Origin of the sequence: Methanobrevibacter smithii ATCC 35061 (assembly GCF_000016525.1) — an archaeon.
Taxonomy (GTDB): domain Archaea; phylum Methanobacteriota; class Methanobacteria; order Methanobacteriales; family Methanobacteriaceae; genus Methanocatella; species Methanocatella smithii.
This window is the reverse complement of record NC_009515.1, coordinates 121,361-146,319: the sequence shown is the minus strand read 5'-3', so window position 1 is coordinate 146,319 and position 24,959 is coordinate 121,361. Positions and strand designations below refer to the sequence as shown.

The following is a 24,959-nucleotide window of genomic DNA, read 5'->3' as shown; positions in this document are numbered from 1 at the left end:
CTCATTAATCATTTTCTTTTAATGTTGTTAATCGCAACAGTTATATATCTGGAAATTTATAATTTATGTTGTAATTTGCAACAATAATTTTATTTTTTTTTATGGTGTACTAAATATGGAATCTTTAATTAAAACCCCAAAACATTATTTATTTTCCAATAAAGCATTATTCGTTCTGTTTTTACCTTTGCTTATTGAGCAGGGACTGGAATTTTTTGTAGGGTTTGCTGATTCTGTAATGGTTGCATCTTTAGGTGAAGCAGCAATTTCCGGTGTTTCATTAGTTGATTTTCTGATGCAGCTGCTGATTTTTGGATTTTCTGCACTGGCTACTGGAGGAGCGGTAATAGCTGGCCAGTACTTAGGAAACAATAAGCCGGAAAAAGCTAGAGGAGCATGCAATCAGCTTGTGTGGTTTTCAGGAATTTTATCAGCTCTTTTAATGGTGGTTGTTTTAATAGCCAAATCCTTTTTAATTAATACATTATTTGGCCAGATTGAAGCAGACGTATGGAATTATGCAAATACATATCTGCTGTTTATGGCTTTTTCAATACCATTTATAGCTATTTACAATGCAGGTGCTGCAATTTACAGAACCAGCGGAAATTCAATTCTGCCAATGAAGATAATGGTTATCTGCGATATTTTAAATGTTGTAGGTAATGCATTCGGTATTTATTATTTGGGTTTAGGTGTTGAAGGAGTAGCTGTCCCCACTGTAATTTCAAGACTGATTGCAGCAGCTGCTATAATGCATTTTACATTAAATGAAAACTTCAAACTCCATATTAAAAGAACTTTAAAACATAAATTTGATTGGAAAGTTCTTAAAAACGTGCTGAATGTAGGTATTCCATACGGTATTGAAAACGGACTGTTCCAGTTTGGACGTGTGCTGGTTTTAAGTTTGGTTTCAACTTTTGGAACAGTAGCTATTGCAGCTAATTCTGTAGGTTATGCAATTGGAATATTTTCAGTATTGCCTGGTTTTGCAATTAATCTGGGAATGACTGCAGTAATTTCAAGATGTGTTGGAGCAAATGATTATGAACAGGCAAGATATTACAATAAAAAGATTATTTTAATTGTTGTTGTATGTCACATTATTGTCAATGCAGCAATATTTGCCCTGTTGCCGGTTATTTTGAGCCTTTATAATTTGTCTCCTGCTACTGCAGCACTGTCTGGCAAGATGATTATCTGGCACGGTACACTTGGAATTTTAATTTGGCCAATAGCATTTACACTGCCTAACCTGTTTAGAGGTGCTGGTGATGCAAAATGGGCAATGGTGGTAAGCTTAACAGTAATGTTTACCTGCAGGATAGGCTTATCTTACATTTTAGCCATAAACTTTAATATGGGAGTATTTGGAACATGGGTAGCTATGTTCATTGACTGGTTTGTAAGAGGCGGATTATACATCTACAGATACTTCAGCAATAAATGGACATTATATAGGGTTGCAGAATCCTAATTTTTCTTTTTTTACATAAAAATTCAAATAGTAATGTTTATATTTTTATTTTGATAGATTGTTTTATTAGTGGTTTTGATGAGGGATGTTGATTTTGGTGTATGTTTATTATTGTTTTTTTTATTTTTTTTATCTTTAGGTTCTGTTTGTGGTGTTGGGGGAGATTATATTTGGAGAGATATTTGGGAGTCACAGTACTCTAATAATTAGATGTTTGGTGGTATGATTATGGATATTAATGTTAAATGTGTTTTTGTTTTTATTTTTTTTGTAATATTTGTTTTATCATGGCATTGTTATAACTATTATACAATTTGGAATCCTAATCCTCTTGTAGAAAAAGATAATTGGCCATCTAGGCTATTTTATATATCTTTTATTTTAATTGCTATTATTATTCCATGTATATAATTTTGAGATAATATTATTTTGGGTGTATGTGTTCTATGATTAAAGATGTTGTAAATGTGATTTTGCTTAGTATTATAGTAATTTTGACTATTTATTATTACTGTGTCCTTTTCTTTAAGAAAATAAATATTAACTGGCCTGGAAGGATTATAATAATTGTATTTTTTTTAATTATTATAATAAATTTTAAGAATATGCTTGATTGGTTCCATTATTTTTTTCATTTGTAGCCATAAAAGGCATGAAAAGCGGAATGGAATATTTAATTTTAATTTGCAAATAACAGAAATAAAATGGTTGTTAAACACAACAGTTATATATTAAAAAAATTAAAAATTATGTTGTAATGTGCAACAGTTTGTGATATTATGGTATTGTTTAGAGGAGATATTAAGTGCAAGTCACTTCAGAGAAGAACATCATTAAGTGTAATTTTACCTGCAGACAATATACATTACTTGCAGGGCACTGAAGAAATAGTAGAAAAGCCATATAAAACATTGTATCTGCTGCATGGGCTTTTCGGCAGTGATGATATATTTTTAGCAAACACTACAATTCAAAAATTTGCAGAAGACCATAATATTGCAGTTGTCCTGCCAAGTGGAGAAAATAGCTTTTATGTGGACCAAAAAGAATCCCACAAATATTATGGGGAGTTTATAGGTCGTGAACTTGTTGAAATGACAAGAAACATTTTCCCACTATCTCATAAAAAAGAAGACACATATCTTGCAGGATTTTCAATGGGAGGATATGGAGCTATTAGAAACGGATTAAAATACCATGACACTTTCGGATATATTGGAGCAATCTCTGCAGCGTTGCTGACAGATGATTTGCATAACTGGGGTGAAGGAGATGATTTATTGTCTTCAAAATCTTTTGCCCAGTCCTGTTTCGGAGACTTGAATAAAGTAATCGGAAGTGACATGGACCCCAAATTTTTAATTGATGATTTGATAGCTAATGATATTGAAATTCCAAAGATTTTCATGGCAGTTGGAGATAATGACTTCTTGTATGATGAGAACATAGATTATTATAATTACTTAAAATCAAGAAATGTTGATGTGGAGTTCAGATGCTCTTCAGGAGAACATACCTGGGAGTTTTGCAATGATTATATTAAAGAGTTTATAGAATGGCTCCCATTATAAAAAAGAGGAGATAATATGAAAAAATTTGGTTTTGGATCTATGAGGTTACCCTGTAATAGTGATGATCCGAAAGATATTGACCTGCCACAGATATTTGAAATGGTTGATAAATATATTGAAAGCGGATTCAATTACTTTGATACTGCATATGGATACCATGACGGATTAAGTGAAGTGGCACTTAGAAAAGCAGTTACTGAAAGATATCCGAGAGAAGATGTAATAATAGCTGATAAATTACCTGTATACATGCTTAAACCTTCACATAACCTTGAAGAAATATTCAGTGAGCAAAAAGAAAGATGCGGTGTTGAGTATTTTGATTATTACATGCTGCACAATATTACAAACAACTTCTACAATGGAATCATTCCGCAGTTAAAGTGCTTTGAATTTGCAGAAAAATTAAAGGAAGAAGGCTTTATCAGACATCTCGGAATTTCATTTCATGATGATGCAGAAACTCTTGATAAAATATTAAGTGAGCATCCTTCTATAGAATTTGTTCAGTTACAGATAAATTATCTTGACTGGGACAATGAGGGAATTCAGTCAGGGAAATGTTATGAAGTAGCCAGAAAATACAATAAGGACATTATTGTAATGGAACCTTTAAAAGGAGGAACACTTGTAAATATTCCGGAAGATGCCGGTAAAATATTAACTAGCTACAATCCTGATTTGTCACTTGCATCTTGGGGAATTAGGTTTGCAGCCAGTTTGGAAGGTGTTTTAACAGTATTGTCTGGTGTAAGTTCATTGGAGCAGCTGGAAGACAATTTAAGTTATATGAAAGATTTCAATCCATTGACTGAAGATGAATTGAAGGTTATTGGAGATGTAGTTGAAATCATTAAACATTCAATAGCAATTCCATGTACGGGATGTGATTACTGTTTGGATGCATGCCCTGAAGATATTCCAATTTCAAAGTTCTTTGCTCTTTATAATGATGTTAAACAATCCATTGAACTCCAGTTTTTACATTATTTCTACTATGATAATTTAGCCAAGAAAAATGCACCTGCATCTTCATGTTTGGAATGTGGTGAATGTGAGGAGAACTGCACTCAGCATATAAAAATCATTGATGAGCTTAAAAAGGTCAGGGACTTGCTGGAAGTTGATCTGGAATCTATGTTATGAGAGTAAAGTATTTATAACACATGCTATAAATTTTACTATCGGGAGAGTTTTTGCTCTTCTGATTTTTGTTTAAAAAAATTTGTTTTGGTAATTAGTCATTCCACCACCCAACCCAGTGACTAATTACTAAAATTCTTTTAAGTAAAAATAGGGTAGCTATACAATTACACCACCCAAGTATAGCTACCAATTAATTTAATCTGATTTTTTCATAATTATATATAAGATGAACAACTAAATTATAAAGTATATAAATTTTATTTTTTATAAAATGGAGAGGATTTTTCTGACAAAGTATATTATTATAACTGGTGGGGTAGTTAGTTCTATTGGAAAAGGAATTACTTCTGCATCTATGGGTCGTATTTTAAGATCTTATGGTTTAAAAGTAGCGGCTATTAAAATAGATCCTTATTTGAACTGGGATTCCGGAACATTAAACCCTTATCAGCATGGTGAAGTTTTTGTAACTAATGATGGAATGGAAACTGACTTGGATTTAGGTCATTATGAAAGATTTTTAGATGTTGAATTGCCTGGATTGTCCAATATCACTACAGGTAAAGTTTATAAATCTGTTATTTCTAAAGAAAGGGAAGGCAAATTCTTGGGAGCTTGTGTACAGGTTATTCCACATATTACCAATGAAATTAAAGAAATGATTAGGTTAATCTCTGATAATGAGGATTATGATGTTGTTCTAATTGAGTTGGGTGGTACTGTTGGAGATATTGAAAGCCAGCCTTTCCTTGAAGCTTTAAGGCAACTTAGAAATGAAGAAGGCCATGATAATGTCATGTTTGTTCATGTTACATTTATTCCATACTTAAATGCCGCCGGTGAATTCAAAACCAAACCGACACAACATTCTACAAAAGAATTAAGAAGTATGGGTATTAACCCTGATGTTATTGTATGCAGATCTCAGGAACCAATTGACGATGCTTTAGAAGGAAAAATAGCTCATTTCTGTGATGTGGATCAAAAAGCTGTTGTAAACACTCCTGATGCAGGTACTATCTATGAAGTGCCACTGGTTTTAGAAGAAAATAACATTGGTGAATTGATAGTTAATAGGATAGGACTGGATATTAAACCGGATTCCTCAAAACTTGATGACTGGCGTAAAATTGTAGAATCTCTTAAGATTGAAAGTCCTGTTGTAAATATTGGAATTGTCGGTAAATATGTAGAGCTTGAAGATGCATATATCAGTATCAGGGAATCCCTGCAGCATGCAGCAGCTAATGTTGGGGTAAAAGCCAACATCATCTACATCAGTTCTGATGTTGATAATTTGGATGAAGAGGTTATGGGCAATCTCCATGGTATTCTTATTCCCGGAGGATTTGGAGAACGTGGATTTGAAGGAAAGCTTGATGCTGTAGATTATGCTATTGAACACAATGTTCCGTTGTTCGGTATCTGTTTGGGAATGCATTCTATTGTAACTCAGTTTGCAAGACGTAACGGATATCCTGAAGCTAACAGTTCAGAATTTGACAGCGAAAATCCTCACCCTGTTATTGACATGATGGAAGAACAGAAAAAAGTTAAAAACATGGGCGGAACTATGCGTTTAGGTTCTTATGACTGTAAGCTTGTTAAAGGAACTAAAACATATGAGGCTTATAATGTGGAAGATATTGCAGAACGTCACAGACACAGATTTGAATTTAACAATGATTACAGGAAAGACCTGGAAGATAAAGGTTTAGTTATTTCAGGAGTTAGTCCTGATGACTTCTTAGTGGAAATTGTTGAATTGCCAAATCATCCATGGGCTGTCGGCTGCCAATTCCATCCGGAATTTAAATCAAGACCGAATAGGCCACATCCATTATTCAAATCATTTTTAGAAGCTATTTATGAGTATTCTAAAAACTGATTCTCTTCATTTTTTTTATTTTAAAAACAATTTTACACTCTTATTTTCTAGCTAATTAATATATTTCTTAGTTTATACTAGAATTATGGATTTTAGTATTATATTTTTAGTTCAAATTATAGTTACATCTTTATTTTGTTGTTTGGCTGCAATTTTTGATGTTAAAACAGGAATAATATCCAACAGGTTAAATTTATCTCTGCTTATTTTTGGGTTGATATCTAACCTGTTTTTGTCAGTTCTTTCTGCTAACATTAAATACATTTTATGCTCAATAATTTCAATGTTTGTAACATATATCGTAACTTTCCTATTTTGGAAATTAAAAATTTGGGGTGGAGGAGATGTAAAATTACTTACAGCTATTGCCACAGTTATACCATTTGGCATAAATCTTGACTTTTTAAATATTTATCCTCAGCTGTCAGTTTACCCGTTTTCATTTACAGTAATTATAAACAGCATTTTAATAGCATTTCCGTTTCTGCTAATATTTACCGGCTATCTGATATTAAAAAACACAATGTTTAACTCAAATAAGGACATATTATTTTCATTTTTAAATATAAATTCCATATCACTATTTTTAAAGTTAAATCTAAATAAACTGATACTGATTAAAGATTTAAAAGAAGGAATGATAGTCAATGATTATTATTTCAATAATGAAAAAATAGCTGTTTTAATCAGTGACATCAATGGCAATCTAAAAGTTTACAAAACAAAGAATAATCCTGATTTTAATTATTACTTTAAATCTCAGAGTGCCGGAGGAATAACTGCTCAGGATATGTATCTCTTAAAGATTATGAATGCTCAAAAAATCATATCCAACAGCATTTCAGTAAAAATAGGATTTCCGTTTGCACCTGCAATATTTGCAGGATTCTTGATATCTGTTATTTATGGTGATTTGATGCTGCTGTTTATAAAAAAGTTCTTTCTGGTGATGTAGGATGCTTAAAGAAAATAATGGTCAAATTGCAGTTGAATATTTGTTTATATTTGCAATAGCCTTAATTATTCTGACTATATTCACTCTGCCTTTAGCCAGTCTGGCAATTGATAAAACAACAGATGTTTCCGATGCTGTAAATGTCAAATCCCAGATGTATAAAATAGCCGGCGGAATCAATCAGGTATATGGTGAAGGTCATGGCGCAAGGCAGACTGTTAATCTGGAGATGGATCAAAGCATTAATGTCAATATCTACAAAAAACATCTCTCAGTCAGTGTAAAATTCAATGACGGGTCATCTAAGCTGATTAGAGTAAATCATGATGCAGATGATGTCAGTGGTGTTCTGAATTTAAATAAAGGCAGAAATACACTTGTTATTGAATGGCCTGAGGATAGTGAAAATATATTTATCTCTAAAAAGTAAATTATAATGTAATGTGTGAGGTTAATTTATGAGTAGTCTAGACAATGCTAAACTTAAAGAATTAATGAAAATCGAACCTGAATCTATGAGCAAAGAAGAATATGAAAGTTTCGTATCTGAATTTAAAAATGCACAGCTTTTACTTCCGGTTGAAATATATTCTAAAACTCAAAGTGATGAAATAAATGAACCTCTTAGTTTTAAACCTGTTACAATTGAAGAAAATGGATGTAAATGCATTCCATTATTTACAGACAATGAAGAATTAAAAAAAGACAATCCTCCAGTTTCTGTAATAGCTATTTTTATGAAAGACTTGAAGGATATGCTTGAAGATTCATCAGAAATTGATGAAATTATGATAAATCCCTCAAGTAAGGATACTGTTTGCATAGATCTTGATTCCTTTTTTGACTTGTTTGAAGTAAGAAATAATCCTAATGACTGGATTTTTGAAAAAGCCATGCCTTTAAATCAGGAAATTAGGGTTTATTATCGTGAATTGGAACCTTTTATGAAAAAACAAGCTGTTGATGGTGTTTATTCATCTCCAGATCCACTTAAAGCCAGTGTAAATATGCATTTTGATGACAATATTCCTTATTTGAATGTTTTAATACTTCCAAAAGACACCAGAACTGTTTATTTAGGTGGTATGATGGATCCTGAAATGAGTTGCGATATTCTTCTTGCTCCTGAAACGGAATTTGAATTTGTAAGTCAGGAAGATGAACATACAATGATTTGGAAGTGTGTTAATCAGAAATTTTATGATTGATTAATTTTCATCTATTCTTCTTTTTTCAATGGGAAATAATCCATTAATCTATCCAAAACTTATTTAAATTACTTGTTATCTTAAATAGTAATATTATTTAATTGGCGCGTGAATTTATGGATATTTTAATTGCTATTGTATATGTTATTTTATTCATTATATTGATGGTATTTGTTTTTTCTATAGGTATGTTAAAGCCATTTATGCCTAAAAAAGAAATAGCACTTGTTCTTGTTGTAGCTTTTCTTATAGGGTCTATTGGTGGTGCCTTTTTCCTGGAGCCTTTGTATGAGGAGGTCCCGGCATTTGTCGGTGAACTTGAAAAGAATGTTCCCGGAAATGAAGAAACATTATATTTGGATTTGTCTTCCGCCACAGATGTAGGTGAATTGGAACAGAATTTATCTAAAATCGATGGTTTTAAATCATTTAATGAAACTGGAGTAACGTTTTTCCTATGGAGTTTTAATGATAAGGAATTGGCTTATTTTAATAGTGTAATAGGCAATATTGATTCTCATTATGCAGATTATACAGTTGAACCTTCAGGCAGAATTAATATTACTTTAGAACCGGGTTACACATCCAGTTCTGCATTGCAGTCATTTTCTGATTGGTATAAATTAGTTTATGGTGATTCTATTGCTTATGCTCAGATACATGCTAAATTGGTTGTATCATCTGCCTCTTTAGGTGAATTTGAAGATGCTCTATTGGAAAGAGGAATTGTTGCAACTCATATTGAAGGACCAACTCAAAAGGTTGTTAATCAAACCAATCAGTCTATGATATCTGACAACGAATTCATACTGGTTTCAGGTGTTGTTGGTGTAATGGTTTCTGTTGTTGGAATTTACTTCGATGCAGTTGTTGTTAGTTATAGAAAATTCAAAAAGTTCCTTAATAAAAAGGTTAAAAGGTAGTATTTGATGAAGGTAGCTGTTTTATTTTCTGGAGGAAAAGACAGTACTATGGCATTATATAATGCTTTAGAAACAGGAGAAGATGTTAAATATCTTCTTTCTATGAAATCTGTTAATGATGAATCTTACATGTTTCATGTTCCGAATATTCATATAACTGATTTGCTTGCAGAAGCATTAAATATTCCAATCATTACTGCACAGACTCAGGGCATTAAAGAAGAGGAACTTGAAGATTTAAAAATGGCTTTTATAAAACTTAAAGATTTAGGTGTTGAAGCCATATATACCGGTGCACTTTATTCAGTTTATCAAAAATCAAGGATTGAAAAATTAGGTGATGAAGTTGGACTGGAAATCATATCTCCTTACTGGCATGTGGATGAACTTGAATATATGAAAGAGATTGTTTCATTAGGTTTTGAAGTTATAATAAGTGGTGTTTTTGCTTATGGTTTAGATGAATCATGGCTGGGCAGAAAAATCGATGATAAAGCTATTGATGAACTGGTTGAAATCAACAAAAAAGTTGGTATTAATTTAGCTTTTGAAGGTGGAGAAGCAGAAACACTAGCTGTTGACGGTCCAATTTTCAAAAAAAGAATCAATATTTTAAAAGATAAAAAAACATGGCATTTGGATAGTGGTTTGTATATTATTGAAGAAGCAGAATTGGAAGATAAATGAATTTAGAGGGTGGTGTTTTCTTTTAAAAATTCATTTATTTCTTTTTCATAGCTTTCCAAATCCTTTTCATTGATAATGATTTTATCGGATAATGAGATTACAGTTCCAATACCAAAATCCAATTCCATCTGGTCTCTTTTCAGGAAGTCTTCGTAATTTTCAGAGTCATCTTCTCTGTTTCTTTGCTGCAATCTTTTAAAGCGTATTGCAGGATTTGCAAAAATGGAAAGAATTATAAAATCATCAAAGTTTTCTTTAAACATATTTACTTCAAAAGGACTTCTGATTCCTTCTACGATGATTGTTGTAGCTAATTTGTCTTCAATCATCTTTTTGATTTTTTCAATAGTTAGCTTGGCTACAATATATTTTCCGTGTTCTTTTCTAAGGTTAGTTGCAGTTTCTTTTGAGCTTTCTCCTCTTTTTTTAGCTTCTTCACGTATTATGTCTCCCATACTTACAACTGCTGCTCCTTTCTTAGCTGCAATTTCAGAAACTAAACTTTTTCCAGATCCAGGTAGTCCTGATATTCCCATTACTTCCATTTTATATTCCTCGTTTTATTTATTTTTAAATAGTTTCAGTGCTTCTTTAAGGTTTTTTCTGTTGTCAAAGTCGTTTATCATATTTATTAAAAGTTGTTTGTCCTGAGTTTTCAGGTCTTTAGCAATTTCTGTCATAAATGGAAATGCACGTACAACATTATCTACAATTGAAATGTCTGAAGTTTGTGAAGTTCTGGATAAAGGATTTAAATCAATTGTGATTGTTTTTTTGCCTGTTTTACTTAGAATTTCTGCTCTGTCTCCATCTTCTAAAGGTACAAGAACGGTGTCTGCTGAATAGATACCTGTTTTGCTGGCTGATGCTCTTTCATTTTTAATGCTTTTCAGGTATTTGATGTCATCGTCTTTTGTTCCAAGTATCTGGCTGTATCCATGTTTCTTGTAGAGTTCGGTTATTTTTTCTACTCTTTCATCAGTTCTGTAAAATAAATTGATTTCTATTTTGGCATTTACGGTTTTTGCAAATTGAATTACTTCATCAATAGCTAAAGCTGTTGTATTTCCATTTACTGATATAACCGGATTTTCGGATAATAATATGGTAGCTACTGCTGCATACATTGCTCTTTTAGCAGGAAATGTTGTTTTTTCACCAAGAAGGTAGTCAAATGCTTCTCCTCTGCCGTGTGCAATCATTGCAGATTCTGCTAAATATCCTTCTTTTTGGGCTTTAACTATTTTGTCTCTTAAAACTAATGATTCATAACGTGGATGTGATTTAGGTATCATATTCAAACCTCTTTATTTTAAATCTATTTCCATTTGTGCTAGATAGCCAAGTAAGGTAGTTGTAATAAGAGTTAATATAATCATAGAAATTACATGAATTGGATAATCATCAATCAGGATATTTGTTTTCTTGCGAATTACAAAAAATACAAAATCACAAATAACATCCATCAAAATAAATATTGTTCCAATTTTAAATCCTTCAATAACTTCATTTTCATTGATGTCTCTGATGTAGAGGATTCCAAAAAAACCAGTTACTGTGATAATAGCTATTGGAGCAACAATATTGATGTATGGAATGTTGTCGGTTATCAATGGGCTAAATATTACTGTAATTAGATATACAAAAAACCATATTAAAATTCCATAGATTATACCTAATTTTAGCTTCATTATTGCAACCTTAATATTTTATATATTGACTAATTTTAATATTAGTTTTAAAATATTATTATAGTTTTCTAAAGAATTTTTTTTTTTTAAAAATAGTATTTTGGGATTATAAGGCAAGCATTTGAGAGTTTTATCCTTGCCTTATAATGTGTTTGTTTTTACAAGTTTTTTAGAGAAATGAATTTTAAAATTGGCTGTTTTTTTATCTATCTCTGACTACTAATAATTGCTGAGTTTATTAGTAGTCAATTTAATATTGTATCAATCTACTATATAAACTTATTTATATTTTATTAAAATTCAATTATACTTTAATTAATAATATATACAATAAATGACTAAATTAATGTAAATGACACAAAGAGAAGAACACGAAAGGTATTTGTTGGAAGCGATATTGTCAGATTCAATATCTTCAGATAATCCTTCTGAAAAAGCTAAAGAAAAAGCTAGGAAAAATTCACCATCTTATTTTAAGGCATTGGAAGAAAATCTTCTGGTTAAATATGAAAATAAAAAGCTGTCAGATATTAGCGGAAGTAAAATAATTGATACTGATGCAGGTGAAACATTATGTATAACTGAAAGTGAAAAAATAAACTTCAAATTAGCTGAAAATAATTTTAAACAACAAATGAACCACAACCTTAAACTGCTTCCGAAAATAGGCATTAAAACAGAACAGAACCTTAAAAATGCAGGATACGACACCATTGAATCACTTACTGCTCATGACAGATACGGATCATATGCTGACAGATTCATGGCCAGTATTGATGAGATGTCATTTAGGGATGTTTTAAGACTGCTGAACAAAAACAAGTACGGCAAAAAGTGCAGGGACAATCTAATAAAGTATGCAAGTATTCCTGATGCGGAAAACTTTAAATTTATGGATATCGAAACATTGGGTTTATCAAATGTTCCGGTTATTCTGATTGGTGTAGCTGAAATCAAAAACAACAAAATAACCTCTTCACAATATTTCTTAAGAGACATTTATGAGGAACCTGCAGTTTTGGAAGCTTATCTGTCTCATTTGGATGATGATTCTATTCATGTAACCTTCAACGGATCAATGTTTGATGTTCCCTTTATTAAAAATAGGTGCAGCTATTACAGAATGAATCCTCAGCTGGATTTGCCTCATCTTGATTTATTGTATTTTGCAAGAAATCTGTGGAAAAATACTCTGCCTAACTGTCAACTTCAAACAATTGAAAAAGAAATCTTTGGAATTGAAAGAAAAGATGACGTTCCAGGCCAGTACATTCCGGGATATTATCAAACATACTTGACTGAAAGGAATATAGGGCCGATAGTTCCAATTATAGAACACAACAGACAGGATATTGTTTCCCTGGCCAGCTTTTTGATGAAAATGTATGATATAGTAAATGAAAGCTGATGATTTTTACAGGATATGTTTGTAAAATAAACTATTTTTATTATAAAATATAATAATTATCAAATGAGGAATTACAATGGGATTTTTTGATAGATTTAAAAAGAACAAAAACGCCAATAAAAAGGTAAAAAGGGTTGAAAGAAAAAGAAAAGCAATTGATAAACAGCCGGACATTGAAGAATCCCAGTTAGTTTTAAGAGAAATAGCTGTTAACAGTAAAAACAGACATGAAAGAGCACAGGCTACAGATTCAATTACAAATCAGTATGTAGCATTGGATATAGCTAAACATGTAACTGACAGAGCTATAAGATTAATAGCTGCAAATAAAATTCAGGATGAAGACCTTTTATGGGATGCAGCTGAAAATGCCGAGTTTTATGATGTCAGAAGCTTCGCTTATGAAAGATTAGGTGAAAACAATAAGTCAATAGCTGAAATTGTTATTAATCAAAAGAAAAACCAGCATGTAACTGAAATCTTTGAAAAAATAGAGGATGAAGAAACCTTAAAGGATATAGCTGTCAGTGCCGTTGACAGGAAATTCAGAAAATTGGCATTGGAAAAAATTGACACTCAGGAAATACTGGAAAGCATTGCATTTGAGGCTAAGGATAATGAAATTAGAAAAATGGCAGTCAATAAAGGCAACTTTTATAATGAGGATGTACTTCAGAAGGTAGCTGTTGAAGATAGGGATGACGGTGTGCGAATAGCTGCTGTAAATAAAATCAATGATGAATCCAAACTGGTTGAAATAGCTAAAAATGAGGAAAATACAAAAGTGAGAAATGTTCTTTTAAGTAAAATTGTAAATCCTGAATTGCTGGAGGAAATTGCACTTACTTCTCAAACTGCAGATATTCGTCTGGACTTGGTAAAAAGGTTGGATAATGAGGATTTGCTTGAAAAAATAGCTTTGGAGGATAATGATACTGTTGTTAGAACAGAAGCTATTAAAAAACTTGATAATGAAGAGATTTTAACTAAAATAGCTAAAACTGAAGCAGACCGCTTAGCCCGCCAGAGTGCCGTTAAAAAACTTACTTCTCAGGAAACACTGGTTGCTGTAGCTCTTGAAGATGAAGACCAGTTTGTAAGAGAACATGCAATCAACAATCCCAGTTTGGCTGATGAAGAGTGCTTTGTTGAAATAGCTATAAACACTCCTTTTAAAGAGACTGCTGATGAAGCTATTGAACATATTGAGAATGAATCTTCATTTATTCAGATTTTACACAATGCCAAACTGGAAGAAGTTAGAAAAGAGACTTTATCTCATATTGATGATATCAAAGTATTAATTGAAATAATTAAAGAAAATGAAGATGCTGAATTTTCTCTAAAAGCTTTGAATAAAATAGATGATGAGGATATTTTACTTAAAGTTTATGAAGCCAATATTTCAGAAGAGCTGTCTGTAAGAGCTGTTTCTAAAGTAAAAACACAAAAGCCTTTAATTGAATTGATTAAAAATGAACCTTCCTGGAGAATTCGTGAAGCGGCTGTTAAAAATATTTCAAATAAGAAAGTTTTAAAAGAAGTTGCTGCAAGTGATGAAAACGAATATGTAAGAAGCGTTGCAAAAAACAGAATTTAAAAAAGAAAATAGCATGGCTATTTTCTATAAATAAAATTCACTTTCTTTTCTTTGGTTGAAGTTAGTTAGGAATCTTTCTTTCATTCTTTCAAATAAGTCTCCGGTAAAGTATCTTGCATCTTCAGGGCATGTATATATGCAGGCAGTACATGCACTGCAAAGATCAGCATCTGTCTGTCCAGGGTCCATATCAGGAATAGCTTCTTCAGGGCAAGATGAAACACACTCATAGCAGTATGTACATAATGATTCGTCACAGATTGGAGTTAATTGAACTTTTTTATATTCGCAGTACGGTTTATTGCCCGGAACTTCAATGTCTTCAAATTCTTCAGAATCTAATTTTTCCCTGCATTTTTCTACAAATTCATTAAGCTTTTCCAAATCTTTTTCATCCGGTCTGTCTGCTGCAACATCTGTTACTATTGAGTGCTGGCTGACTGTTGCACCGGTTCCTACGATGGTAAATCCGTTTTCTTTTAATATGTCGTTTAACTCAATGAGTGCATCTCCGATATTTATGTTTCCGTAGTTTACGACAGCTATTGCAGGGATATTTTCTCCTTTAAAGTTCATTAATTTTGTACTGGCTGTTTTCGGAAGTCTTCCTGCAAAAATAGGCATTCCTACAATTACTAATGTGTCATCATCAAACTCTTTTGGAGAATTTCCACCAGCTACATTTAATAAGTCGTATTCTTCCTGTGTGCCTTCAAATTTATTGGCTATTTCATCTACTATTTTCCTTGTTGTACTTGATGGGCTAAAATAGATTTTAGCAATTTTTGTAAATGTTTTCATACTCTCACCTTTGTTTTATTAGTTAATTATTATGTATATTTAAATGTGTTGTTTAAATATTTTTTAATATTTTTTATTGCAATTGTATTTTTGTATAGTTTTATTTGGAATAAATTAGATTATCTAAACAAATTTTTGTTTTATTTTGTTTTTAAAGGGATTTGTTTAGTTTGATAAAAAACTTTAAATGATATTACATCACATATATTATATTAATATGATTATGTTAGCATAAGAGGTGAAAAATATGAGTAACAAGAAAACAGCTATGGTGGGAACACCTTGCCAAATATTAGCAGCTACAAAAATTAACAGATACGAAGAAAAAACCGGCGGTTCTCCTATTGATGTTAAAATAGGTTTGTTTTGTATGGAAAACTTCTCATACCAATATCTTAAAAGATATTTGAAAAGTCGCGATATTGAATTGTTTGAAGTTAAGGAATTTAGAATAGAAAAAGGACAATTTGTTGCATATCTGATAGATGGTAATGTATTTAAAATACCGATAGCTGAAACCGAACCTTTTACTCGTAAAAATTGCCATATTTGTACTGATTATACTTCTGATGTTTCAGACATTTCTGTTGGATCTGTCGGTTCTCCGAAATATCACTCAACAGTTATTGTAAGAAGCCAAAAAGGTAAGCAGATAATTGATGCATGTATAGCTGAAGGATATATTGAAGCTGAAGCGATTTCCAGAAAAGGTCAGGATTTGCTGGAAAAAATAGCTAATCAAAAAATCAGCAAAAATACAAGAATCTATAAGAAAAGGGAAGCTATTGGAAGACCTGTTTTATCAAAAAGACAAATATCCGAAGAAGAATTCTATGATGAATGCGGCAAATGTCAGTTTGACAACCTGCAAAATGATGTAATCAGTGTAGGGTCATGTGTTTTATGCGGTGCCTGCGAATATGTCTGTCCGATTGATGCTGTTCAGATAAACAACAGAAAACCTGTATCAGTAAAAGAATGTGAAGAAGACTGTCATGCATGTTACTTTGCATGTCCTAGAACATTTATCAGTGATGCAATATATCCTGAAGGAATTGATGAACAGCCATTAGGCGAATACCTTGAAATTTACTCTGTAAAAGCAGATTCCATTATGGGACAAGATGGTGGTGTAGTATCAGCTATTTTAGTATATCTGCTTGAAAACAATATTGTTGATGAAGTTTCTGTTGTCGGTGAAGATAAGGATGCGCCTTGGAGACCTGAATCTTATCTTACATCTAAAATCCAGGATGTTATTAAAGCTGCTGGAACTAAATACAGTACTACAACAATTGGATTTAAAGCATTAACAAATAAGAAGTAAATCTTCTTGTTTTTACTTATTTTTTAAACTATTTATAATATAAAAAATACATTTATTTAATGGTGATATGATGGAATTAATGAAAGAGCTATCTTTAACTCCAGGTGTTTCTGGATCTGAAGAAAAAATAGCAAACATTATTAAAAGAGAATTAAAAGATGTCGCTGATTCTATTGAAGAAGACAGTATGGGTAATGTAATAGCTACTAAAAAAGGTGAGAAAAAAGCACCTACTGTAATGTTAGCTTCCCATATGGATGAAATCGGATTGATGGTCAGATATATTGATGAAAAAGGATATGTCAAATTCTCAACAATTGGTGGAATTAATGACCAAATGTTAATGAATCAGTCTGTAATTATTCACAGCAGCATTGGAGAAGATGTTCCGGGGGTTATTGGCTCAAAACCACCTCATGTTACAAAACCTGAAGAAAGAAACAAAGTTGTAAAAGCAGATGACATGTTTATTGATATCGGTGCAAAAGACCAGGAAGATGCAGAAAAAATGATTCGTATTGGAGACAAAATAAGTTTCAGAGCTTGGTTTGAAGAATATCCAAACGATTTGATTATGGGTAAAGCATTAGATAATCGTGTTGGCTGTTATGTAATGATGGAAGTTTTAAAAAGAGTAAATACAAGAGCTACTGTTTACGGTGTAGGTACTGTACAGGAAGAAGTAGGTCTTAAAGGAGCAAAAACTTCTGCATTTAAATTAAATCCAGACATGGCTATTGCATTAGATGTTACCTTATCTGGTGACCATCCGGGAATTAAACCTGAAGAGGCACCAGTAGTAATGGGTAAAGGTCCGGCTATAATTTTAGCTGATGCAAGTGGACGCGGAATTCTTACTCAGCAGTCAATTAAAGACTTGCTTATTAAAGCAGGTGATGAAAATGAAATTGATTACCAGCTTGAAGTAAGTGACGGCGGAACAACTGACGGTACAGCTATTCACTTAACAAGGGAAGGAATTCCAACTGGAGTTTTATCAGTTCCAACCAGATATATACACACTACTGTAAGTGTTTGCAGTATGAAAGATGTTGAATCAACTATTCAATTAATTACAGAAGCTATAAATTCATTATAGCTTTTTTTTAATTTTTTTTGGAGATTATGAAAAAATGTTTAGAACTATTGTCACACCAAAATTTGGAGATCTTGATGGTTTAAGGCATATTAACAATAATACATTAGGGGATTGGTTTGAAACAGGAAGAAATGAATTGTTCAGAATTTTTACCCCTGATTTAAAAGTTGATTATGAACACTGGAAATTAATTTTAGTTCATAATGATTATGATTACTTAAAACAAATTTTTTTAGGTCAGGATGTTGAAATAAGAACTCATATTTTAAAAATAGGAAATAGTTCCTTTACGTTAGGTCAGGAAGCATGGCAGGACGGTCAGTTAAAAGTTAAAGGAACATGTGTTCTTGTTCATTTTGATTTCATGGAACAGAAATCAGTTTCAATACCTGATGATATCAGATTACAGCTTGAAGAACACTTAATTCCTGCAGATGAATTTGGAAAAGAATAATTATTTAAATCTGTCATCAGATTTTTGAGATTTAGCCTTTTTATGGTTACTCTCAAACCAACCTATTTTTAACTCGTCAATTGTATCTTCATATAATTGGGGAACATAAGGCTTAATGTCCAGTAATGGTGTGCCGTCTAGAACATCAATATTTGAGATGTATATGGTATTTTCCTCGATTTTATCTAATTTTACTACAGAAGAACCTATGCGGTTTGGTCTTTTTGGAGATCTTGTTGCGAAAACTCCGTGTGTGTTGTTGTCCATAAAAGGTTTTACTTCTAACAGGTATCCTTCAACTTTATGAAGTAAGTAAAGCAAATGAATGTGGGAGAAATCTTCTAAATCCTTTAAACCTGCAGCATATTTTTCATCAAGTACTATTTTTCCTTCAACGCCTTTTGCACCTGTTGGTTGTATTGGCATACCTTCAATATCTTTAAACTCGGTATGTATAGTTCCGATAGATTCTAGTTCGATTTTCATATTTTTTAATTTAAATTTTAATTTATTTAAAACAATCGAATATTTGATATAAAATATATTGGGAATAGTAGGTTCTTCTATAACGTTGGTGGTAGGTGGTGGATTTTGATTAAAAAAAATAAGTTAGTAGGTAATTATTCTTTACCTACAATAATTTCAGTTGATTTGATGATAGCTGTTGCATCATCTCCTTCTTTTAAACCGAGCTTTTCAACGGATTCTTTGGTAATTAAAGCTGTAATTTCACCAGGTTCTTCAACTTGGATTTTAACACTAGCCATAACTCCACCAGTTTTAATGTCAGTTATTTTTCCATTCATTTTATTTCTAGCACTAATTTCCATTTTAAAATCTCCTTAGAATATTTTTAATAATATATCAGTATCGAATTGCATATAAATCTTTCGTTTTAGGGAATATTAAAGGTTTTTGCATCGATTACATATTTTTTTACATATCGCTATTTGAAGTATTGATATAAATAAAAATTTAAAAACTTTAAAAAAATGAATTTAATTGTATGAAAATACTTGAGTTAAAATAGCTGTTGCATCATATCCAAAGACTGTTTGAAGTGCGAAAAATAGGAAAATCAGTGCCAGAACAACAAAAATAAACTTAAAGTTCTTTACTATTAAGTAAATAACTAAAAACAGGATTATTAGTTTAATAAAAAAAATTAGAGGTATGAAAATCAACCTCCTGCCAATATGGTTTTAGTTCCATTATCTGAAATTTCTTCTTTTTTAAACTCAACATCATATTTTACTTTTTCAATTACTTCTCTTAGTGCATCAAGTGACTCTCCCCTGTGTCCACCTAATACTGCAACTAAAAACAGACTGTCTCCAGTGTAAAATTCTCCGATATAATGTATTACAGATATTTCAAAAACATTAAATTTGATTTTTGCATCTTCAATAATATTTTCAATGTCTTTTAAGGTTTTTTCTTTATCTGGAGTAGTTAATATGAGCTTTTCAAGGTTCATATTTTCTTCCTTTCCACGGACAATACCTTCAAAAGTAAAGATAGCTCCGGAATAATCCACCTTGTTGGACTTTTTCAAGTCTGCTATTAAATCAGCCATTGTTACTTTGTCTTCTTTTGCTTCAATAACTCTAACAACCATTTTTTAATCTCCAATTTCACTTATTTCTTTTATAGCTAAATTTTTTAATCTTTCAACACCATTTATTTCTTCTATAACATCTATTGTAGCTTGCGGAACAAGTTCCTGCCAGTTTTCATCTTCAAGCATTCTTCTTCTAATTTCTGTTCCTGACAGGTTCATTCTGTCATAAAGGGGCGGATTTCTGACTTCAAATCCTTCTTCATAAAACAACTGTTTTACTAATGAATTTCCGGAATAAACAACAGAAAACGGAGGTGTCATCATTTTAACATGAGCAACCCATATTGCATTGAAATTAATATCTTCCATAGGTATGATGTAATAGCTACCAGGGTCTATGTTATTTTCAATTAGGGCCTGGGTTAACATCACTACACGTTCTCCTGCAGTAAATGGATCTTTTAACTCATGACTTTTTTGAGCACTGCCGATTCCTATTACAATTTCATCCACTTCTTCTAGCGTTTTTTTAATGACTTCAATATGGCCATTATGGACTGGCTGCATTCTACCAATTAATATTCCACGAACTTTTTCCATATTAATCACTTTTTCAAATTGTCTAGTGTGTAAATTAATTTTTCTGCAGTATCATGCTTTTCTTGTATGGAATTTGTAATACATGTTTCCATTAATAAGGTGTTTATTCCCTGAGCAGCTATTGGCTCTGTAACTTTATGGGGGCTTGTACCTTCTGTAAAGTTAAAATTCTCAATACTTAAATTATCCGCTATTATTTGGGCATATCCATTTGTTTTTGCACTATTGTTTGATATTGAGTAAATAAAATTGGAATATTCATACTTCGGATCAATTTCATGAACATCAATTACAACAAATGGATTGTCTGCTTTTATATTAGGGACAATAAAGTCATGTGCCAGATTTTCACCTGCAGGTCTTGTGTCGTCACGTGAAGTTAAATTATCATTTGTAACAACATAGTAAATTACGAATTTTTTAGTTAAGTTATTGGTTCCGTTTTCTCCTGTAATATTGGCAATCGTTTTATTTACTTCTTCGTGGATTTCATGTTCTCTAGGATGAACTCCAAGGATTACCCCGACAGTATCATTGGAAGAATTGTTCCCGGCTATAATTTTATAAACAGTCCCGTTTTCATTACTTCCAACAGTTGTCATATTATAGCAGTTTTCACTATCACTCTTCTTTTCAGGGTGACTGATAACAATTGCAGTGTTTATCAGCACAACACCTATTAGAATGATTAGAATTAATTCGTACTTTGCTTTTTTATTCATAATTAACAACTTAAAATTATTTGTTCAGTTATTTATTTTATTTTTAGTATAATAAAAGTTTTTGTAAAATTATATAAAACAGGTTGATTAATAATTAAAGTATAGTAAACTTGATTAATGGAGTTTTCATAATGGAAAAAAAGAATATGATAATAATAGCTGCAGTTGTTATTTTAGCTGTTGTAGTTGTTGCAGGTTTTATTTTTATTTCTGGTAGCTTTGATGATTCATCCAAAGAATCAACCTCATTTTCTACTCCTTTTATGGCAGGTAGTTTTGTAGGTAATGTTTCTTTGGAAAATGATTCTCTGGAGTATGTTCATTCTTATAAAGATAAGGCTCATGATATAGAATATAATATTACTACAATGGACAATGCATCTGCATTAATGGAAATTTATGAATTCCAGGGTATTGAAGGTCCTGAAAAAAGAACTTTCAACGGTCAGGAATGGAATATTTACTTTGGTGAAGCTGTTCCCAATAATGGAGATAATAATAATTCTACTAACTCTAAAAGTACAATGGGAATTATCATCTGTGAAGTTCAAAAAGAAAACCAGGGTTATGTAATCAATATAATCTTTGGAAATAATTCAGATGTTAACTTTACTAAAAACACTTATGGTGATTCATATATTAATTATGTAGAACCGTTGCTCAAAACTATTAGTTTAAAAGAAAGTAAGGATGTTCCATCTGTAGCTGAACAGTTCGGTTTGTCTCAGGATGAATTTAACCATCAAATTGATTTGATACGTCAATATGAAGCAGGAAATACTTCTGTATTGGAAGGCAGTGTTTAAATGAAAGTTACAGTTTTTCATGCAAATGAATGTGATAGAAAGAAGTGCACTTCTATCAAAATGGAAAAATTAGGTAAATGTAAATTGGTATATAATATTAATAAAATACCTAGTGGAGCTGTTGTGTTAAACCCGTTTGCCCAAAAAGCTGTTTCATATGAGGATTACAGATATGTTCACAGAAGGGGAGTTGTAGGGCTTGACTGTTCCTGGAACGAAGTGTCAAGTTCTAAAAAATTCTTCTCTTTATCCAAATATCACAGATCCCTTCCCTTTTTAATAGCCACCAATCCTGTTAATTACGGAAAGCCATGTATTTTATCTACAGTTGAAGCTGTTTCAGCTACTTTATATATCACCCGTTTTAAAGATGAGGCAAAAGATATTTTGGATGGTTTTAAATGGGGTCATACATTTTTGGAATTAAATCATGATCTTTTAGAAGCTTACAGTGAAGCTGATACTAGTAAGGATGTTGTCAGGGTTCAAAATGAATTTTTAGAATCTAAAGAATAATTTTTGGATTCTTTCTTTTTATTATTTATTTAGGTGTAAAATCGCTTTATTCTTACTGATTATTTCCATATTCATGATTTGATTTTTGTTATTGCTGTTGTAGGTTTGATTTTATATGGGAGTTATAAATTCCGGAAATAAAAAGGGTTTTAACTAAACATTTAAATACTATTAAAACAAAATAATTTATTAATAGTTATGATAATTAAAATTCTTATTTTGTTTCATAACATATTTTCTTTAATTAAAATTACGTTTTTCATGATTATAAGGAGGAGTTATCAATGGCAAGATTTGAAGAAGCAGAAAACAGAATGTTTAATGTTAAAATCTGTTTAAAATGTAATGCTCGTAACCCTGCTGCTGCAACCACTTGTAGAAAATGTGGTTACACAGGTTTAAGGTTCAAAGCAAAAGAACCAAGAGGATAATCTTATTCTCTTTACTTCAATTTCTTTTTTTATAAAATTTATTTCAGTACTTTTTAATAAGCTATTTTATTATTTTAATTTGATTTTTAATCTGTTTTCATTGTTTTTACATTAAATTTAAGAGTTCTATAAACATTAATTTAATATAATATTGTTTACACAAATAACTGTATTAAGATATTTATATAGGGATTTTTATGGAAATGGTCGAAGAACATATTAAAGGTATATTAAAAAATAGGAAAATTCATTTTACTTTAATTGATCCTGATGAACAAACACCACAGGAAGCTTTAGAAATAGCTGAAGAAGCTATTCTTGGTGGAACTGACGGAATTATGATTGGAGGGTCAACTGTTAATAATGATGAAGTTGATGAAACTTGTAAAATATTATCTGAGAATATAGAAGTTCCAATTATTTTATTCCCTGGAAATATTAATAGTGTAAGTAAATATGCAGATGCAATTTTCTTTATGAGCTATTTAAATTCTACCAATCCTTATTGGATTTATGGTGCTCAGGCATTAGCTGCACCAATTGTAAGGCAAGCTGGAATTGAAGTTTTACCAATGGGCTATATGGTTGTTCAGCCTGGAGGAACTGTTGGATGGGTGGGAGATGCCAAATTAGTACCTAGAAACAAACCAAAAATACCTGCAGCTTATGCGATGTCTGCTGAACTTTTAGGAATGAGATTTTTCTACATTGAAGCAGGTTCCGGAGCAGATAAACCGATTCCACCAGAAATGGTAGGATATACTAAAAAAGCTACTGAAGATATGGTAATTATTGTTGGTGGAGGTATCCGTGATGGTGAAGCTGCATATACAGCAGCAAAAGCTGGCGGGGATATAATTGTTACCGGAACAGTTGTAGAAGAAACCAATGATGTTAGGGGTAAAATTGAAGAAATTACAGCAGCTATTAGAAAAGCTTCAATAGAATAGTTTTCAAATACTCTTAGCTAATTTTTTTATTATTTAACTAACTTATTTTTTATTAGAGATTATGTTAAATTCATTGTATATTAAAGCAGCCAGTAAAAGGGGATCCATTAAGGAAATCATACCTGAACTTGAAGGAAATTCCATTGTTTCAGATAACTGGAGCGAAAAAAACATTACAAGCAGTGATGATGAGTTTTCAATAGGTGCAGGTGATGGCAGTTTCAATAAAAAGAAATTTTTAGGATTCAACTTTTATGCAGTAGCTGCAGAATCATTAATTTTTGACGGACAGCTTAAAACAATTGAGCAAAGCGACATTGACAGATTTCCGTATTTGCCATATTTGGATGAATTTTTAAGTAATTACATGTCTATTTTTGAGCTTAAATGCTGTTTAAGCTCTCTTGAAGAATATAATGTAGATTATTATTTGATTGACGGATCTATTTATGGTGATTTGCAAAATCCGTTTCCAAAAGGTGTTGAAACATCTGCCAAAGCCAAAAAAGATTTAATATCTGCTACATTAAATGATTTTGAAGAAATGGTTAAAAATCCGTCTGATAAAAGTGTTTATTCTCCAAAGTTATTCAATAAATATTTTAAAATTTATCAGGAGCATAAATATCCCTACACTTTGTATTTAACAACTATCGAAAGATTGGTGGTCTTGAAAGAAATTTTAAAAAATTCCAGAAAAATGATAGCTATTTCTAAAAGTTCTTCAAATAATGATATTTTTCATAGTAATATGCCGGATATAGCTATTTTTGATAAATACACTCAAAAGGAAGGTATTTCAAAGGTAATTCGTAAAAAAGTATCAAAAGACATCAACACCACTTTTCCGGTTTTTGATGAATTTTTTAAAGATTTGAAATTTACAATTTTTTATTTAAGATTAGCTGATTATAAAAATGTATTGAAAGTGGAACTGCCTTATGAGGCTTCTATGGCAGAAATTGAGGAAATTGCCACCAAACTTAAAAAGTTTTCAACAAATGGATATCCATATCTGCTTAAAAAAGCACATAATGATGTGGTTATTTCAGATAAAAACATAAAAGAGCTTATTAATATAGCTAAAGTTCGTGAAAAATCCGGCAGGGAAATGTTATAAATTAAAGATGTGATA

General features: G+C 31.4%; 29 protein-coding genes and 1 pseudogene. 21 read left to right on the top strand and 9 right to left on the bottom strand.

Annotation, left to right across the window (positions count from 1 at the left end):
• Nucleotides 1-115: 115 nt before the first annotated feature.
• From MSM_RS00745 to MSM_RS00695, 11 genes and pseudogenes are all read left to right on the top strand, one after another.
• Complete coding sequence (locus MSM_RS00745) at nt 116-1,480, top strand: MATE family efflux transporter (RefSeq protein ID WP_011953716.1); 1,365 nt, start codon at nt 116-118, stop codon at nt 1,478-1,480.
• Between the two features lie 78 nt (nt 1,481-1,558).
• Nucleotides 1,559-1,690: a hypothetical protein gene (locus MSM_RS09375; protein ID WP_011953715.1), complete on the top strand. Its 132-nt coding sequence runs from the start codon at nt 1,559-1,561 to the stop codon at nt 1,688-1,690.
• Between the two features lie 569 nt (nt 1,691-2,259).
• Complete coding sequence (locus MSM_RS00735; RefSeq protein ID WP_011953713.1) at nt 2,260-3,051, top strand: alpha/beta hydrolase; 792 nt, start codon at nt 2,260-2,262, stop codon at nt 3,049-3,051.
• A 15-nt stretch (nt 3,052-3,066) separates the two neighbouring features.
• Nucleotides 3,067-4,197 carry an aldo/keto reductase gene (locus MSM_RS00730; RefSeq protein WP_011953712.1) on the top strand — a complete coding sequence of 377 codons (1,131 nt, stop codon included), beginning with the start codon at nt 3,067-3,069 and terminating at the stop codon, nt 4,195-4,197.
• Between the two features lie 271 nt (nt 4,198-4,468).
• Nucleotides 4,469-6,085, top strand: coding sequence for a CTP synthase (locus tag MSM_RS00725; RefSeq protein WP_004034139.1), 1,617 nt, complete (start codon nt 4,469-4,471; stop codon nt 6,083-6,085).
• An 85-nt stretch (nt 6,086-6,170) separates the two neighbouring features.
• Nucleotides 6,171-6,500 (top strand): annotated as a pseudogene (locus MSM_RS09290) (prepilin peptidase); the annotation flags it as partial.
• Between the two features lie 222 nt (nt 6,501-6,722).
• Nucleotides 6,723-7,040: a hypothetical protein gene (locus MSM_RS09285; RefSeq protein ID WP_048058661.1), complete on the top strand. Its 318-nt coding sequence runs from the start codon at nt 6,723-6,725 to the stop codon at nt 7,038-7,040.
• 1 nt (nt 7,041) lies between these two features.
• On the top strand, nt 7,042-7,470 hold the full coding sequence (locus MSM_RS00710) for a class III signal peptide-containing protein (protein ID WP_011953710.1): 429 nt from the start codon (nt 7,042-7,044) through the stop codon (nt 7,468-7,470).
• Between the two features lie 28 nt (nt 7,471-7,498).
• The gene (locus tag MSM_RS00705) at nt 7,499-8,248 is read left to right on the top strand and encodes an SseB family protein (RefSeq protein WP_004034131.1); all 750 of its coding nucleotides are present in this window, start codon (nt 7,499-7,501) and stop codon (nt 8,246-8,248) included.
• A gap of 116 nt (nt 8,249-8,364) precedes the next feature.
• Nucleotides 8,365-9,171, top strand: a complete 807-nt coding sequence (locus tag MSM_RS00700) for a hypothetical protein (RefSeq protein ID WP_011953709.1) — start codon at nt 8,365-8,367, stop codon at nt 9,169-9,171.
• A 6-nt stretch (nt 9,172-9,177) separates the two neighbouring features.
• Complete coding sequence (locus MSM_RS00695) at nt 9,178-9,858, top strand: diphthine--ammonia ligase (protein WP_004034951.1); 681 nt, start codon at nt 9,178-9,180, stop codon at nt 9,856-9,858.
• 2 nt (nt 9,859-9,860) lie between these two features.
• Here MSM_RS00695 and MSM_RS00690 read toward each other — a convergent pair whose 3' ends face one another.
• Genes MSM_RS00690 through MSM_RS00680 form a run of 3 tightly spaced genes read right to left on the bottom strand, consistent with a single transcriptional unit; the run spans nt 9,861 to nt 11,549 of the window.
• Nucleotides 9,861-10,403, bottom strand: a complete 543-nt coding sequence (locus tag MSM_RS00690) for a nucleoside monophosphate kinase (RefSeq protein WP_004034953.1) — start codon at nt 10,401-10,403, stop codon at nt 9,861-9,863.
• 15 nt (nt 10,404-10,418) lie between these two features.
• Complete coding sequence (locus MSM_RS00685; protein ID WP_004034100.1) at nt 10,419-11,153, bottom strand: 4-phosphopantoate--beta-alanine ligase; 735 nt, start codon at nt 11,151-11,153, stop codon at nt 10,419-10,421.
• Between the two features lie 12 nt (nt 11,154-11,165).
• Nucleotides 11,166-11,549 (bottom strand): hypothetical protein, encoded by a 384-nt coding sequence (locus MSM_RS00680; protein ID WP_011953708.1) that lies wholly within the window; start codon nt 11,547-11,549, stop codon nt 11,166-11,168.
• 352 nt (nt 11,550-11,901) lie between these two features.
• Here MSM_RS00680 and MSM_RS00675 point away from each other — a divergent pair, with 352 nt between their 5' ends.
• Together MSM_RS00675 and MSM_RS00670 are read left to right on the top strand one after the other, a co-directional pair.
• Nucleotides 11,902-12,957 carry a ribonuclease H-like domain-containing protein gene (locus MSM_RS00675; RefSeq protein ID WP_011953707.1) on the top strand — a complete coding sequence of 352 codons (1,056 nt, stop codon included), beginning with the start codon at nt 11,902-11,904 and terminating at the stop codon, nt 12,955-12,957.
• A gap of 76 nt (nt 12,958-13,033) precedes the next feature.
• Nucleotides 13,034-14,557, top strand: a complete 1,524-nt coding sequence (locus MSM_RS00670; protein ID WP_011953706.1) for a hypothetical protein — start codon at nt 13,034-13,036, stop codon at nt 14,555-14,557.
• A gap of 24 nt (nt 14,558-14,581) precedes the next feature.
• On the opposite strand, the gene MSM_RS00665 is transcribed toward MSM_RS00670, so the two are convergent.
• Complete coding sequence (locus MSM_RS00665; RefSeq protein WP_011953705.1) at nt 14,582-15,358, bottom strand: 4Fe-4S binding protein; 777 nt, start codon at nt 15,356-15,358, stop codon at nt 14,582-14,584.
• A 247-nt stretch (nt 15,359-15,605) separates the two neighbouring features.
• Here MSM_RS00665 and MSM_RS00660 point away from each other — a divergent pair, with 247 nt between their 5' ends.
• The 3 genes from MSM_RS00660 (at nt 15,606) to MSM_RS00650 (ending at nt 18,238) form a co-directional block, all read left to right on the top strand.
• Nucleotides 15,606-16,685 carry a Coenzyme F420 hydrogenase/dehydrogenase, beta subunit C-terminal domain gene (locus MSM_RS00660; protein ID WP_011953704.1) on the top strand — a complete coding sequence of 360 codons (1,080 nt, stop codon included), beginning with the start codon at nt 15,606-15,608 and terminating at the stop codon, nt 16,683-16,685.
• A 67-nt stretch (nt 16,686-16,752) separates the two neighbouring features.
• A complete protein-coding gene (locus MSM_RS00655) occupies nt 16,753-17,784 on the top strand; it encodes a M42 family metallopeptidase (RefSeq protein WP_004034092.1) in 1,032 nt (343 codons plus the stop codon).
• A 34-nt stretch (nt 17,785-17,818) separates the two neighbouring features.
• Nucleotides 17,819-18,238 (top strand): acyl-CoA thioesterase, encoded by a 420-nt coding sequence (locus MSM_RS00650; RefSeq protein WP_011953703.1) that lies wholly within the window; start codon nt 17,819-17,821, stop codon nt 18,236-18,238.
• On the opposite strand, the gene tsaA is transcribed toward MSM_RS00650, so the two are convergent.
• From tsaA to MSM_RS00625, 5 genes are all read right to left on the bottom strand, one after another.
• Complete coding sequence (gene tsaA, locus MSM_RS00645; protein ID WP_004034090.1) at nt 18,239-18,724, bottom strand: tRNA (N6-threonylcarbamoyladenosine(37)-N6)-methyltransferase TrmO; 486 nt, start codon at nt 18,722-18,724, stop codon at nt 18,239-18,241.
• A 134-nt stretch (nt 18,725-18,858) separates the two neighbouring features.
• Nucleotides 18,859-19,068: a TOBE domain-containing protein gene (locus MSM_RS00640; protein WP_004034969.1), complete on the bottom strand. Its 210-nt coding sequence runs from the start codon at nt 19,066-19,068 to the stop codon at nt 18,859-18,861.
• Between the two features lie 350 nt (nt 19,069-19,418).
• Nucleotides 19,419-19,856, bottom strand: a complete 438-nt coding sequence (locus MSM_RS00635) for a molybdenum cofactor biosynthesis protein MoaE (protein ID WP_004034088.1) — start codon at nt 19,854-19,856, stop codon at nt 19,419-19,421.
• Between the two features lie 3 nt (nt 19,857-19,859).
• Nucleotides 19,860-20,399 (bottom strand): nicotinamide-nucleotide adenylyltransferase, encoded by a 540-nt coding sequence (locus MSM_RS00630; protein WP_004034971.1) that lies wholly within the window; start codon nt 20,397-20,399, stop codon nt 19,860-19,862.
• Between the two features lie 5 nt (nt 20,400-20,404).
• On the bottom strand, nt 20,405-21,121 hold the full coding sequence (locus tag MSM_RS00625; RefSeq protein WP_011953702.1) for a hypothetical protein: 717 nt from the start codon (nt 21,119-21,121) through the stop codon (nt 20,405-20,407).
• A 131-nt stretch (nt 21,122-21,252) separates the two neighbouring features.
• On the opposite strand from MSM_RS00625, the gene MSM_RS00620 reads away from it, so the two are divergent.
• The 5 genes from MSM_RS00620 (at nt 21,253) to MSM_RS00600 (ending at nt 24,944) form a co-directional block, all read left to right on the top strand.
• Entirely contained in the window at nt 21,253-21,927 is a 675-nt protein-coding gene (locus tag MSM_RS00620; RefSeq protein WP_011953701.1) for a hypothetical protein, read from the top strand.
• The gene (locus MSM_RS00615; protein ID WP_004034082.1) at nt 21,928-22,443 is read left to right on the top strand and encodes a DUF367 family protein; all 516 of its coding nucleotides are present in this window, start codon (nt 21,928-21,930) and stop codon (nt 22,441-22,443) included. It begins immediately after the preceding gene.
• Between the two features lie 284 nt (nt 22,444-22,727).
• Entirely contained in the window at nt 22,728-22,874 is a 147-nt protein-coding gene (locus MSM_RS00610) for a 50S ribosomal protein L40e (RefSeq protein ID WP_004034072.1), read from the top strand.
• A gap of 197 nt (nt 22,875-23,071) precedes the next feature.
• Nucleotides 23,072-23,824, top strand: a complete 753-nt coding sequence (locus tag MSM_RS00605; RefSeq protein WP_011953700.1) for a phosphoglycerol geranylgeranyltransferase — start codon at nt 23,072-23,074, stop codon at nt 23,822-23,824.
• Between the two features lie 61 nt (nt 23,825-23,885).
• Nucleotides 23,886-24,944, top strand: coding sequence for a DNA double-strand break repair nuclease NurA (locus MSM_RS00600; protein ID WP_011953699.1), 1,059 nt, complete (start codon nt 23,886-23,888; stop codon nt 24,942-24,944).
• Nucleotides 24,945-24,959: the final 15 nt, after the last annotated feature.